Annotated in this window: 12 protein-coding genes; 7 read left to right on the top strand and 5 right to left on the bottom strand. The window is 71.5% G+C overall.

From position 1 onward, the window contains the following. Positions 1-45 precede the first annotated feature (45 nt). From OG494_RS11555 to OG494_RS11540, 4 genes are all read left to right on the top strand, one after another. Complete coding sequence (locus OG494_RS11555; RefSeq protein WP_328454750.1) at positions 46-1,083, top strand: FecCD family ABC transporter permease; 1,038 nt, start codon at positions 46-48, stop codon at positions 1,081-1,083. A gap of 1 nt (position 1,084) precedes the next feature. After that, on the top strand, positions 1,085-2,134 hold the full coding sequence (locus tag OG494_RS11550) for a FecCD family ABC transporter permease (RefSeq protein ID WP_328454748.1): 1,050 nt from the start codon (positions 1,085-1,087) through the stop codon (positions 2,132-2,134). A gap of 3 nt (positions 2,135-2,137) precedes the next feature. Continuing rightward, positions 2,138-2,950, top strand: coding sequence for an ABC transporter ATP-binding protein (locus OG494_RS11545; protein WP_328454746.1), 813 nt, complete (start codon positions 2,138-2,140; stop codon positions 2,948-2,950). A gap of 182 nt (positions 2,951-3,132) precedes the next feature. Continuing rightward, entirely contained in the window at positions 3,133-3,618 is a 486-nt protein-coding gene (locus OG494_RS11540) for a DinB family protein (RefSeq protein ID WP_328454745.1), read from the top strand. On the opposite strand, the gene OG494_RS11535 is transcribed toward OG494_RS11540, so the two are convergent. Further along, positions 3,605-4,924: a lysine N(6)-hydroxylase/L-ornithine N(5)-oxygenase family protein gene (locus tag OG494_RS11535; RefSeq protein ID WP_328454743.1), complete on the bottom strand. Its 1,320-nt coding sequence runs from the start codon at positions 4,922-4,924 to the stop codon at positions 3,605-3,607. The genes OG494_RS11540 and OG494_RS11535 overlap by 14 nt on opposite strands. A gap of 115 nt (positions 4,925-5,039) precedes the next feature. Between OG494_RS11535 and OG494_RS11530 the strand changes: the two genes are divergently transcribed. Then, positions 5,040-5,984, top strand: coding sequence for a methionyl-tRNA formyltransferase (locus OG494_RS11530; protein ID WP_328454741.1), 945 nt, complete (start codon positions 5,040-5,042; stop codon positions 5,982-5,984). Between the two features lie 145 nt (positions 5,985-6,129). Here the strand turns inward: OG494_RS11530 and OG494_RS11525 are convergent, their stop codons facing one another. From OG494_RS11525 to OG494_RS11510, 4 genes are all read right to left on the bottom strand, one after another. Continuing rightward, positions 6,130-7,509, bottom strand: coding sequence for a GNAT family N-acetyltransferase (locus OG494_RS11525; RefSeq protein WP_328454740.1), 1,380 nt, complete (start codon positions 7,507-7,509; stop codon positions 6,130-6,132). Further along, a complete protein-coding gene (locus OG494_RS11520) occupies positions 7,506-8,570 on the bottom strand; it encodes a hypothetical protein (RefSeq protein ID WP_328454738.1) in 1,065 nt (354 codons plus the stop codon). Before OG494_RS11520 ends, OG494_RS11525 begins: the two co-directional genes overlap by 4 nt. A gap of 83 nt (positions 8,571-8,653) precedes the next feature. After that, positions 8,654-9,139: a GNAT family N-acetyltransferase gene (locus OG494_RS11515; protein WP_328454736.1), complete on the bottom strand. Its 486-nt coding sequence runs from the start codon at positions 9,137-9,139 to the stop codon at positions 8,654-8,656. Beyond that, positions 9,136-10,773: an ABC-F family ATP-binding cassette domain-containing protein gene (locus OG494_RS11510; protein ID WP_328454734.1), complete on the bottom strand. Its 1,638-nt coding sequence runs from the start codon at positions 10,771-10,773 to the stop codon at positions 9,136-9,138. Before OG494_RS11510 ends, OG494_RS11515 begins: the two co-directional genes overlap by 4 nt. A 146-nt stretch (positions 10,774-10,919) precedes the next feature. On the opposite strand from OG494_RS11510, the gene OG494_RS11505 reads away from it, so the two are divergent. Then, entirely contained in the window at positions 10,920-11,831 is a 912-nt protein-coding gene (locus OG494_RS11505) for a PaaX family transcriptional regulator (protein WP_328454732.1), read from the top strand. Positions 11,832-11,833: 2 nt separating this feature from the next. Continuing rightward, positions 11,834-12,613: an enoyl-CoA hydratase/isomerase family protein gene (locus OG494_RS11500; protein ID WP_328454730.1), complete on the top strand. Its 780-nt coding sequence runs from the start codon at positions 11,834-11,836 to the stop codon at positions 12,611-12,613. Positions 12,614-12,622: the final 9 nt, after the last annotated feature.

Genomic DNA, 12,622 nt, shown 5'->3' with positions numbered 1-12,622 from the left:
ACCATCGGTTAGCCTTACCTAAAATTGGTACCAGTCGGAGGTGCGGTGCGAACAGACCCCGGAGGTATCGCTCTCACGCGACGCCCGCCACACACGGGCCGCGCGATCGGTTTCCTCGCCGCCCTCGCGGTCCTGGTCCTGCTGTGCCTGCTGAGCGTCTGGCTGGGTTCGAAGGAGATCTCGTTCGGCGCCGTCTGGCAGGTGCTGTGGCACAACGACGGCTCCGCCGACGCCGTGATCATCCACAGTGTCCGGATGCCGCGCACGCTCCTCGCGGTGCTGGTGGGCGCCGGTCTCGGGCTCGCCGGCTGCGTGATGCAGGCGCTGACCCGCAACCCGCTGGCCGACCCGGGCCTGCTCGGCGTCAGCGCCGGGGCCGCGTTCGCCATCGTGTTCTCGATCACCGTGCTCGGCATCAGCTCCGCCTACGGCTACATCTGGTTCGCCTTCGCCGGCGCGCTGGCCGCGACGACCGTCGTCTACTTCCTGGGCACGCGCGGCCGGGCCGGGTCGAGCCCGGTCAAACTCGCCCTCGCCGGGGCCGCCGTCACGGCGTTGCTCGCGTCGTTCACCAGCGCGATGGTGCTGTCGGACCCGGTGGCCCTCAACCGCTACCGCTTCTGGTCGGCGGGCTCGCTCGCCGGGGTGGACAGCTCAGCGCTGCTGCAGGTCCTGCCGTTCCTCGTCATCGGCGTGGTGCTGGCGATCGCGAGCGGACCGGCGCTCAACAGCCTCGCTCTCGGTGACGACGTCGCGATCTCGCTCGGCCGGAAGCTGGGCCCGCTGCGGCTGCGCGGCGCGCTCGCGATCACCCTGCTGACCGGCGCGGCCGTCGCCGTCGCCGGGCCGATCGTGTTCCTCGGCCTGATCGTCCCGCACGCGGTGCGGTTCGTCATCGGCCCGGACCACCGCTGGCTGCTGCCCTACACCGCCGTGGTCGCACCGAGCCTGCTGCTGGCCGCCGACATCCTCGGCCGGATCCTGGCGCGGCCCAGCGAGATCCGCGCCGGCGTGATCGTCGCGTTCCTCGGCGCGCCCTTCTTCATCTACCTCGTCCGCCGGCGCAAGCTCGTGGAGTCCTGACATGGCCTTGCTCCAGGCGCGACGCACCTTCCGGCTCACGACACCGCCGGTGTCCGGCCGGTTCCGGCCCCGGCTGCTGATCGTCTGCCTCGTCCTCGCCATGCTGACGTTCGTGCTGTTCTGCGTCGGCATGACGATCGGCGACGTCCCGATGAGCGTGTCCGACGTCCTGTCCGGGCTCTTCGGCGGCAGCGACAGCGGAAACGGCTACATCGTCCAGGAACTGCGGCTGCCCCGGGCGCTCACCGGACTGCTGGCCGGGATCGCGTTCGGCGCGTCCGGCGCGGTGTTCCAGACCATCACGCGCAACCCGCTGGCCAGCCCGGACATGATCGGCATCAACGCGGGCGCGGCCACCGCCGTGGTCGCCGGGATCGCGTTCGGCTTCGGCGGCGGCCTCGGCACGACGACGCTCGGCCTGTTCGGCGGGCTGTTCACTGCGGTGCTGGTGTACGCGCTCGCCTGGCGGCGCGGCACCACCGGCTACCGGATCCTGCTGGTGGGCATCGGGATCTTCGCGATGTGCACCAGCCTGACCGACTACCTGCTCAGCAAGGCGCAGATCACCGAGGCGCAGGCGGCGATCGGCTGGATGGTCGGCAATCTCGCCAACCGCGGCTGGGAGCACGTCATCCCGTTGCTGTGCGCGCTGTGCGTGCTGCTGCCGGTGGTCCTGGCGTTGTCGCGGTGGATGAGCACGCTGCTGCTGGGCGACGAGGTGGCGGCCGGGCTCGGCACGCCGGTGCAGCCGGTGCGGCTGGGCCTGCTGCTGTCCGGCGCCGGGCTGGTCGCGTTCGCGACGGCGTCGGCGGGTCCGATCTCGTTCGTCGCGCTGACCGCGCCGCAGATCGCGCAACGGCTCGCGCGGCTCTCGTCGCCGCCGATCACGGCGTCCGCGCTCACCGGCGCGGTCGTGGTGCTGGGCAGCGACATCATCGCCCGCGAGATCACCGCGTCGGCGCTGCCGGTCGGCATCGTCACCGGCGTCCTCGGCGCCCCGCTCCTGCTCTGGCTGCTGGCCAGGGCCAACCGTTCCGGTTCCGGAGGCTGACACATGACATCCGACGCCCCCTCGCTGCGGGTGGAGCAGCTCCGGGTCGCCTACGACGACCGGGTGGTCATCGACGGCCTCGACCTCGACATCCCGCCGGGTGAGATCACGGCGATCATCGGCGCCAACGCCTGCGGGAAGTCGACGCTGCTGCGCACTCTGGCCCGGCTGCTGACGCCGAAGGCGGGCGGGGTCTACCTCGACGGCCGGTCGATCCACGACCTGCCGACCCGCGAAGTCGCCCAGCGCCTCGGCATCCTCCCGCAGTCCCCGGTGGCGCCGGAGGGCATGACGGTGGCCGACCTCGTCGGCCGCGGCCGCGCGCCGCACCAGAGCTGGTGGCGGCAGTGGTCCACTTCGGACGAAGGCGCGGTGCGGGCCGCGCTCGAGGCGACCGAGCTGACCGACCTCGCCGACCGTCCGGTCGACGAACTGTCCGGCGGGCAGCGCCAGCGCGCGTGGATCGCGATGGCCGTCGCGCAGGGCACGCCGGTGCTGCTGCTGGACGAGCCGACGACCTACCTCGACCTGGCGCACCAGATCGACGTGCTCGACCTGGTCGTCGACCTCAACCGCGACGAGGGCCGGACGGTGGTGATGGTGCTGCACGACCTCCCGCAAGCGTGCCGCTACGCCGACCACGTGATCGCGATGAAGGCGGGCCGGATCGTGGCGGCGGGCAAGCCGGTCGAGGTGATCACCGAGGAGCTGGTCGAGGAGGTCTTCGACGTCCGCTGCCAGGTGACCCCGGACCCGATCAGCGGCACGCCGATGGTGATCCCGATCAGCCGGCACCACCCGGCACCGCTCTCCTGAAAGCCGTGAAGGCCTCCTTCCCGGCTCTTATGGCCGGTAAGGAGGCCTTCACGGCTTTCAGGGATTCCCGGGTGACAGGACGGCGGCCGGCGCGCTAGCCTCGGCGTGTTCTGGCCCCTCCTCGGTTCCGGACGTCACGTCCCCGAGGACCGTCCGGCCACTCCCCTCCAGGAAGCAGAGCCATGTTCGTGCTGCCCGAAATCACCACCGGTCCCGAACGTCTCCTGCTGGAGGCGACGATGGACCGCACCCGCCGCGCGGTCGCCGACACCGCGCGCGGCCTGTCCGACACCGACGTCCGGACGCGCCTCGTCGCGTCCCTGACCACGCCGATCGGCCTCGTCAAGCACGCCGCGATGGCCGAACGCCGCTGGTTCCAGCTCCTGCTGCTGGGCCTCGACGAGGCCGACTGCGACGGGCCCACGACCCCGGGCGACGCCAGTTTCGTCGTCGCCGAAAGCGAAACCCTCGACGACGTGATCGCCGAGTTCGAACGGGCCGGCGCACGCTCACGCGAAATCGCGGCCCGCTTCGAACTCGACGACACCTGGACGCACGACGTCCTCGGCGAGGTCAACCTCCGGTTCGTCTACCTGCTGCTGATCGAGGACTTCGCCCGGCACGCCGGGCACAGCGACATCCTCCGCGAGCAGCTCACCGCGCGCTGACCGCGTACTCCCCCGCGGGCGCCGGCACGACCCGGCGGTCCACAATGGACTGCAGGATCTCGCCGACCCGCACCGCGGTGTTCGACAGCAGCGACGACGTGATGCCGTGTGTGTGCTCGGTCCCGCCCTGCAGGTAGATGCCGCCGCGCAGGGCGGGTTCCGTCGTGATCCGGTAGTCGCGCTCGACGCGCAGCCGACCTTCTTCGTCGCGGCCGCACCGCGGGCCCAGCTCGCCGAGCAGCGGCGTCGGGTCGGCGGGGCGGTAGCCGGTCGCGTAGACGACGGCGTCGGCCTCCAGCACCGTGCGCTCGCCCGTCGTGAGCGACTCGACCGTCGCCGAGACGGCCGCGGCGGACTCGGTCACCTCGACCGGGCGGGAGACGTTGAACAGCCGCAGCCGCTCCACGCCCAGCACCTTCTCGCGGTAGACGCGGCGGTAGAGCTCGTCGATCAGCTCGACGTCGACGGCGGAGTAGTTCGTCGCGCCGTGGTAGCGCATCAGGCGGTCCTTGACCGGCTCGCCCGCGCCGTAGAACTGGTCGACGGCCTCCGGGTCGAAGATCCGGTTGGCGAACGAGCTGTCGTCGGCCGGGCTGTAGCCGTAGCGCGCGAACACCGCGCAGATCTCGGTGTGCGGGAACTCGTCGTGCAGCAAGGCCGCGACTTCGGCGGCGCTCTGCCCGGCGCCGACCACGACGAACCGCTTCGGCTCGGTGCCGCGCAGGCGTTCGACGCGGAAGAGCAGCTCGCTGTTGTGCCAGATCCGCTCGCCCGCGGTGACGCCTTCGGGCAGCTGCGCCCGCAACCCGGTGCCCATGACCAGGTTCCGGGCTCGCAGGGAGGTGCCGTCGGAGATCCCGACGTCGAAGAACTCGACGTCTTCGCCGTCGTAGACGGGCTTCACGGACACCACTTCGGTGCCGTACGAGACGACGTCGTCGACCTTCGCGGCCGCCCACTCGAAGTAGTCGTGGAACTCGACCCGCAGCGGGAACAGGTTCTTGTGGTTGATGAAGTCCACCAGCCGGCCCGACGCGTGCAGGTAGTTGAGGAAGCTGAAGTCGCTGGTCGGGTTCCGCATGGTGACCAGGTCCTTGAGGAAGGAGACCTGCATCGTCGCGGTGTCGATCAGCATCCCGCGGTGCCAGCCGAAGCGGGGCTGGCGCTCCAGGAAGTGCGCGGTCACCGGCTCCTCCGAGCCGGCGTTGTGCTCGGCCAGCGCGATCGCCAGGGCCAGGTTCGAAGGTCCGAAACCCACCCCGACGACGTCGTAGATCGGAACCTGTTCGCCGGCCTCTGCAGTCATGTCGCTCCCTCGCACACTCCGGTAACGTTCAGGGAACCCTAACCTAACTTAGGCGAGCCTCGCCTAGTACGTTCGTGGTGATGTTCGTCCCCCGACTACGGAAAGGCATTCTCGAATGCGCGTGGCGATGTTCGGCTACCAGACCTGGGGGCACCGGACCCTCCAAGCGCTCATCGACGCGGGCCACGAGGTCGCGCTCGTGGTCACCCACCCGAAGAGCGACCACGCGTACGAGCGGATCTGGGCCGACTCCGTCGCCGACCTCGCCGAGGCCAACGGCATCCGCGTCCTGCTGCGCAACCGCCCGGACGACGACGAGCTGCTGGCCGAGCTGAAGACGGCTGAGCTCGACCTGATCGTGGCGAACAACTGGCGCACGTGGCTGCCGCCGGAGATCTTCGACCTGCCCCGCCACGGCACCCTCAACATCCACGACTCGCTGCTGCCGTCCTACGCCGGGTTCTCCCCGCTGATCTGGGCACTGGTCAACGGCGAGCCCGAGGTCGGCGTCACCGCCCACATGATGGACGGCGAGCTGGACGCGGGCGACATCGTCCTGCAGCGCGCGATCCCGGTCGGCCCGGCCGACACGACGACGGACCTGTTCCACCGCACGGTGGACCTCATCGCGCCGATCACCGCCGAGGCGATCCAGCTGATCGAGACCGGCTACACGCCGGTGCCGCAGGACCGCTCGAAGGCGAGCTTCTTCCACAAGCGCGCCGCGCGCGACAGTCTCATCGACTGGACGTGGCCGGTGGAGGACATCGAGCGCCTGGTGCGCGCCCAGTCCGACCCGTACCCGAACGCGTTCGCCTACCACCGCGGCGAAGAGCTGCGGATCACGAAGGCGTCGGTGTCGCGCGGGAACTACGGCGGAACGCCGGGCCGCATCTTCATCAAGGAGGGCGACGGCGTGGTGATCGTCGCCGGGCCGGCCTCCCGCCGCGGCCGGTCCCCCGGTCTGCTGGTGGAGCGAGTCCGCACCGCGGACGGCACCGAGTTGGCGGCGGGCGACTACTTCACGACCATGGGCGGGTACCTCACCGACCGGCCCTGAGACGAGTGGCGCTGCCGGCGACTTCGTGGCGAGGCGCCGGTGAGCGGTCTGCCGCGGCTGGTCGTGAGTGTTTAGGGCGGTTCTAACCGCCCTAAACACTCACGAGGGCCGCGGCAGACCGAGGAACCGGCGGCGCAACAACGGGCTAGCGCAGCGGCACAACGCCGTCGGTCAGCGTCCCGGCGATCCGGCGGTAGCTCGGGTGTTCCCGCGGCGCGGCCACGCCGTACACGGCCGACAGCACCTCGGCGAGGTCGGTCAGCAAGTCCGGCCCGGACAACTCCGGCGGGCCGTAGATCCGGCCGGGGGGCTTGAAGAACAGGCGGCACGGCACGTCCTCGCCCGGCCCGAGGGCGGGCTGCCGGTAGTCGACGGCCAGTTCGCGGCAGCCGACGCGGCGGAACGGGGCGCAGTCGGTGCCGGGGCCGATTTCGGCGTACCAGCCACGGATCTCGGGCCGGTCGGCGAGCAGCCGCTGTTCGAGCCGGGCGACGAGCGCCGGGAACCGGCCCGAACCGCGGAGGGGGGCCGCGAACGCGACGTAGCCCAGCAGCGCGACCGCGGTCAGCGTGTGGAACGACGCCATCCCCGACGGCTCCGGGTCGGTCGGGGCCGCGCGCAACGCCCACAGGTGGTAGTCCGGCTCAGTGACCGCGTGCCGGAACCCGTCCTCGCCGATGGCGGTGGGTCCGGGCGGGAACGCGTCCCGGTAGGCGGCCAGGGTGCGGGCGAAGTCCGGGTCGTCCGGGCCGGTCACCGCGTGGACATCGAGCGGCCGGGCGGCCTCGCGACCGGTGTAGCGGTCCAGGGGCAGCCGGCCGACGTCGTCCCGCGCGCTCAGGTGCGCGGCCATGCGCCGGTACTCGGGCGAGTCCTCGGGGCGGTCGATCCGCATGGCCAGCCGCAGGTATTCCCGGACGACGAGGGTGATCGCGGCGGCCGGGACGCGGTCCCGCCAGGCCGCCGACAGCGGTTTGCCGATCAGGATCAGCCCGGTCACCGGAGCCTGCCCCGGCGACAGCGCGGGCTGCCGGTAGGGGAAGTCGAGGCCGGCGTAGCCGTACCGGTGCCAGATCAGGGCCCGCGCGACCGGGTCGAGGTTGTCGGCGAGTGCCGACACCGCCCGGGGATCGTTCATTTCGGCCACCACGCCGGCGAGTTCGCGCCCGCCGCGGGCGGCGTCGGCGGCCAGCACCGCTTCGATGTGGTCCATCAGGGCCCGGCCGACGCCGCGGCCGCGCACGTCGGGCGAAACGAGCAGGTACTCGATCACCCCCGCGGCGGGTTCGGCCAGGTAGTCGGCGATCACGGCGCCGGCCAGCAGGTCGCCGTCGAAGGCGAGGACGATGTGGTAGTTGTTCTCGCCGTACCAGCCGTGTCCCTTCAGCCGCAGGTAACCGGCCATGTTCTCCAGCGACTCGCGTTCGTCCGGATCGGGGAACAGGCTGACGTAAAGAGTCCCGTGGAACCCGGCCAGCACGGAGAGGTCGTCCGGGGCACCGGTGAGCTCGCGGAAGGTGATCACTCTCGGCTGTCTCCGCTGATCGCGCCGAGCAGCCGCTGAAAGTCCCGCGAGCCGAGCGCCGGTTCCCCGGGCACGAGGAAACCGGACTTCTGCAGCAGTTCGAGCTTGCCGTGGCGCTCGCCGACGTACGCGGCCTTGTGCGCCAGGCTGTCGAGGTTGTACCCGATCGCGTCTACGTTGGTCAGGTCCGTGTGCTCCCACAGCAGGTAGCAGTCGCCCAGCCGCGGCGGCTGGTCCTCCGGGGCGTTCTCGGTGGCCCACCAGCATTGCCAGACGTAGGCGGAGTAGTAGTCCGGGATCTCGCGCAGCGGGTCGAGCCGGTGCTGCTCGGAGTCCAGCAGCAGGCAGTAGTCGAACTCGCCCTGCCACCGCTCGGCCGCGGCGCCCAGAGCCGGGTTGCGCGTCATCAGGTGGGACCGGTGGCACAGCAGCGCGGTGACCTCGGCCTTGAGCGCGCCGACCCCGCGTTCCCGGAACATCGGCATGATCCCGCTGCGGATGGCCCGGCCCTTCTCACCGACCGCGACCACGAGGATCGAGTTCGCCCCGTCGCCCCGGCCGAGCTGGCCCAGGAAGAACCGGGACCGGTCCGGCCCGTCCTCGCTCGTGAAGTCCCACGACGGCGCCCACTCCTCGAACCCCGCGTAGGTCCACTGCTGGATGCCGTTTCGGCCCACCGGGTCCGAGCCGCCGCCGGCGCGTTCCCACCAGCCGGCGTTGAGCAGCACGGCAGGCGAGAACACGCCGGTGACGCGCACCGGTTCCGGGTGCCGCGGCGGCCGGGACGACGGACCGAGCCGGGCCCGGAGCTGGTCGACGTCCAGCACTTTGGGCATCCGGTCCCGGCGGGGCACCGACGACGGCGTACCGCCGACGAAGTCGGTTGTGTGGAGCACCTTCTGCAGCAGCAAGGTCAGCGGGTCCGCGATCTCGGCCCGGATGATGTCGGCGATCAGCCCTGGCCGGTAAGGGATCCCCACGCCGATCGAAAGGGGGCCGAGCTTGCCCGAAATATGCCACAGGGATTCGGTGTCCGAAACGCCGCCCCGATCGACCGCCATGTCTCCGCCCATCCGCTCGCTCGCCGAACGGGTGGTAGGTCGGCTTCGTACTGGGCACCGTTACATCGGCCGCCCGTACGGGATCAGGTGAGGATCTTGACCATGGTGTCGGCGTCCGCGGAACCCGCGCCCACGATCTCGTACCCTTCCGCGAGGTACAGCCGCTGCGCGAAGTTCTTCCGTTCGACGCTGAGCCCGATCCGTCCGATCCCCGCCTCGGCGGCCCGGCTTTCGACGCCCCTCAGCAGCGCCCGGCCGACACCCCGGCCACGCCACGCCGGCACCACGCCGATCGTCAGCTCCGGGACGTCGGCCGCGACGAACCCGTACCCCGGATCCTCCGCCGAAAAGAACCGCAGCCAAGCCGCGCCGATTGGTTCACCGGCTGCTTCGGCGACCACGCCGAGGTCACCTTCCCGCGGCCACCCGGCGATGTAGTGCGCGGTGTTCGGCGCCCGCAGCACCCGCCGCCGGCTCTTGCGCTTCCACTCGGGCGACCAGTTCACCGCCTCGACGAGCATGTCGGCCAGGAAGCCGGCGTCGTCGCGAGTCGCCTCGCGCAGGTTCACAACTCGCGGACCTTGCCGTCGGCGACTTCGAAGCGGCGGGTGACGTGCACGGCGTCGAGCATCCGGCGGTCGTGCGTCACCAGCAGCAGCGTGCCCGGGTAGCGGCCCAGTGCCGCCTCGAGCTGTTCGATGGCGGGCAGGTCCAGGTGGTTGGTCGGCTCGTCGAGGACCAGCAGGTTGACGCCGCGGGCCTGCAGCAGCGCCAGCGCCGCGCGGGTGCGCTCCCCCGGCGACAGCGTCGCGGCCGACCGCAGCACGTGCGCGGCCTTCAGTCCGAACTTCGCCAGCAGCGTCCGGACGTCGGCGTCGGGCAGTTCCGGCACTTCACGCGCGAAGGCGTCCGCGAGCGGGACGTCGTCGAGGAACAGCTTGCGCGCCTGGTCGACCTCGCCGACCACGACGCCCGAGCCGAGCGCCGCGTTGCCGTCGTCCGGGGACAGCCGACCGAGCATCAGCGCCAGCAGCGTCGACTTCCCGGCGCCGTTCGCGCCCGTGATGGCGACCTTGTCCGCCCAGTCCACCTGCAGGTCGACCGGCCCGAGCGTGAACCCGCCCCGGCGGACGACCGCGCCGCGCAGGGTCGCGACCACGGCGCCCGCCCGCGGGGCCGCGGCGATCTCCATCCGCAGCTCCCACTCCTTGCGCGGCTCCTCGACGACGTCGAGGCGCTCGATCATCCGCTCGGTCTGGCGCGCCTTCGACGCCTGCTTCTCGGTGGCTTCGCTGCGGAACTTGCGGCCGATCTTGTCGTTGTCGGGTGCCTTGCGGCGGGCGTTCTTGACGCCCTTCTCCATCCAGCCGCGCTGCATCCGGCCGCGGGCCTCGAGCGCGGACTTCGTCCCGGCGAACTCGTCGTAGTCCTCCCGGGCGTGCCGCCGCGCGACCTCGCGCTCCTCCAGGTACGCCTCGTACCCGCCGCCGTAGGTGTTGACCTGCTGCTGTGCCAGGTCCAGCTCGACGACGCGGTCGACCGTGCGGGCCAGGAACTCGCGGTCGTGGCTGACCAGCACCGTCGCCGAGCGCAGGCCGGTGACGAACCGCTCCAGCCGGGCGAGGCCGTCCAGGTCGAGGTCGTTGGTCGGCTCGTCGAGCAGGAAGACGTCGTAGCGGCTCAGCAGCAGCGACGCCAGCCCGGCGCGCGCGGCCTGGCCACCCGAGAGCGACGTCATCAGCTGGTCCAGGTCGACGGCCAGGCCGAGGTCGGCGGCCACCTCACCGGCGCGGTCGTCGAGGTCGGCGCCACCGAGCGCGAGCCACCGGTCGAGCGCGGTCGCGTACTGGTCGTCCGAGCCGTCTTCGCCCGCGGTGAGGGCATCGGTGGCCCGGTCGAGGTCCGCCTGCGCCGCGGAGACGCCGGTGCGGCGCGCCAGGAACGCCCGCACCGACTCGCCTTCCCGGCGTTCCGGTTCCTGCGGCAGGTGCCCGACGGTGGCGGTCGGCGGGTTCAGCCGCACCTCGCCGTCGTCCGGGGTGGCCAGGCCGGCCAGGGTCCGCAGCAGCGTCGACTTGCCGGCGCCGTTGACGCCGACCAGGCCGACGACGTCGCCGGGCGCGACGACCAGGTCCAGACCGGAGAAGAGGAGGCGATCGCCGTGGCCCGCGGCCAGGTCCTTCGCGACGAGAGTTGCGCTCATGAGGTAGCCGAGTCTACGGGGCCGTGGTGAACTGTCAGATCAAGGTCAATGGGACCGCCTGTGTGTCCGGTGGCGCTTTGATCACTCAGTGTGGGTAGCCTGTTCGGTTGTCGATACCCCGCAGCAGTGAGGTCGGTGAACACAGAATGGGCGAGCCCGCTTCCCCGGTCACCCTCGGCCGGAGGCCGAAGGCGAGGGAAGGCCGCGTGTCGGCGCCACGGCCGACGGTCAGCCGCCGTCGCGAGGTGAGCCACGCGAGCGCGCGTTCGCTCCTGATGACCGTGCTCGGGGAGTACGCGCTGCCCCGCGACAAGCCGGTCTGGACGTCGATGCTGGTCGAGGTGCTGGGCATCCTCGACATCGAGGAGAAGTCGGCGCGCCAGGCGCTGGCCCGCTCCGCCGCCGAGGGCTGGGTGGTCTCCGAGCGCGTCGGCCGCCGGGTGCGCTGGTCGCTGACGCCACCGGGCCGCCGCCTGCTGACCGAGGGCGCCGACCGGATCTACGCGTTCGGCCTCGAGGCCCCTCCGTGGAACGGGCAGTGGCTGATGCTGATCGTGTCCGTGCCCGAGGCCAAGCGCGACCTGCGCCACCGGCTGCGCACCCGGCTGACCTGGGCGGGTTTCGGCTCGCCGGTGGCCGGCGTCTGGGTCAGCCCGGACCTGAGCCGTCAGCGGGAGGCCCAGCAGATCGTCACCGAGCTGGGCCTCGAGGCGCAGGCGATGTCGTTCACCTCGACCTACGGCGAGGTCGGCGAGCAGGAGACGATGGTCGCCCGCTCCTGGGACCTCACCGAGCTGAAGGACCGCTACGAGGACTTCATCGACCGCTTCACCGGCCTGAACCCGACCGGCGGCCGGGCGGTGCTGCGGGCGCAGACCGAGCTCGTCCACGAGTGGCGGCGGTTCCCGTTCCTCGACCCGCAGCTGCCCGCCGAGCTCCTGCCGGCGAAGTGGAGCGGGACGAAAGCCGGGGAACTGTTCCATCACAAACACGTCGACTGGCGCCCCGACGCCCAGCAGTATTGGGACGACATCGTAGAAGCCGAAGAAGCAGGGTGAGCATGACTGAGCAGGTCCGCCTCGACCGTGACGGCGGGCTCGCCGTCCTGACCATCGACGCGCCGCCGTTGAACCTGTACACGGCGTCCCTGCAGTCGGATCTCGCCGCGGCCATCAGTTCGCTGGAAGACGCACCCGCGCGGGCGCTGCTGATCCGCGCCGAGGGCAAGATCGTCAGCGGCGGCGTGGACGTCTCACTGTTCGACGCCCAGGGCTCGCCCGCCGAGGCGAAGGTGCTGTTCGACGAGATGCTCGCGGTGCCGGACCGGATCGCCGCGCTGCCCTTCCCCACCGTGTTCGCCGCGCACGGCCTGTGCCTGACCTGGGCGTTCGAGGTCGCGGTGGCCTGCGACCTCATCCTGGCCGCGACCCGGGCGAAGTTCGGGCTGGTCGAGAAGGTGGTCGGCCTGACGCCGACCATGGGCGGCACCCAGCGGCTCGCGTCGCGGGCGGGCGTGGGGCGCGCCAAGGAGTTCGTGATGACCGGCGACACCTATGACGCGGCAACGATGGAGCGCTGGAACGTCGTCAACCGCGTCCTGCCGGACGAGGGTTTCGACGCCGCGGCCCGGGCGTTCACGGCTCGGCTGGCCGAGGGTCCGACCCGCGCCCACGCGGCGACCAAGCGCGTCCTGGACCACTTCTCCGCGGGCGGCGTCCCGGAGGCCAACGCGCACATCACGACGATCGCGGCCGAGCTGTTCGAGACCGAGGACCTGCGGGGCGCCGTGAAGTCGTTCCTCGCGGACGGGCCGGGCAAGGCGACGTTCTCGGGACGTTAACAGTCCGTT

The organism is Amycolatopsis sp. NBC_00438 (assembly GCF_036026695.1).
Classification (GTDB): Bacteria; Actinomycetota; Actinomycetes; order Mycobacteriales; family Pseudonocardiaceae; genus Amycolatopsis.
This window is presented reverse-complemented; position numbering and strand designations above follow the sequence as displayed.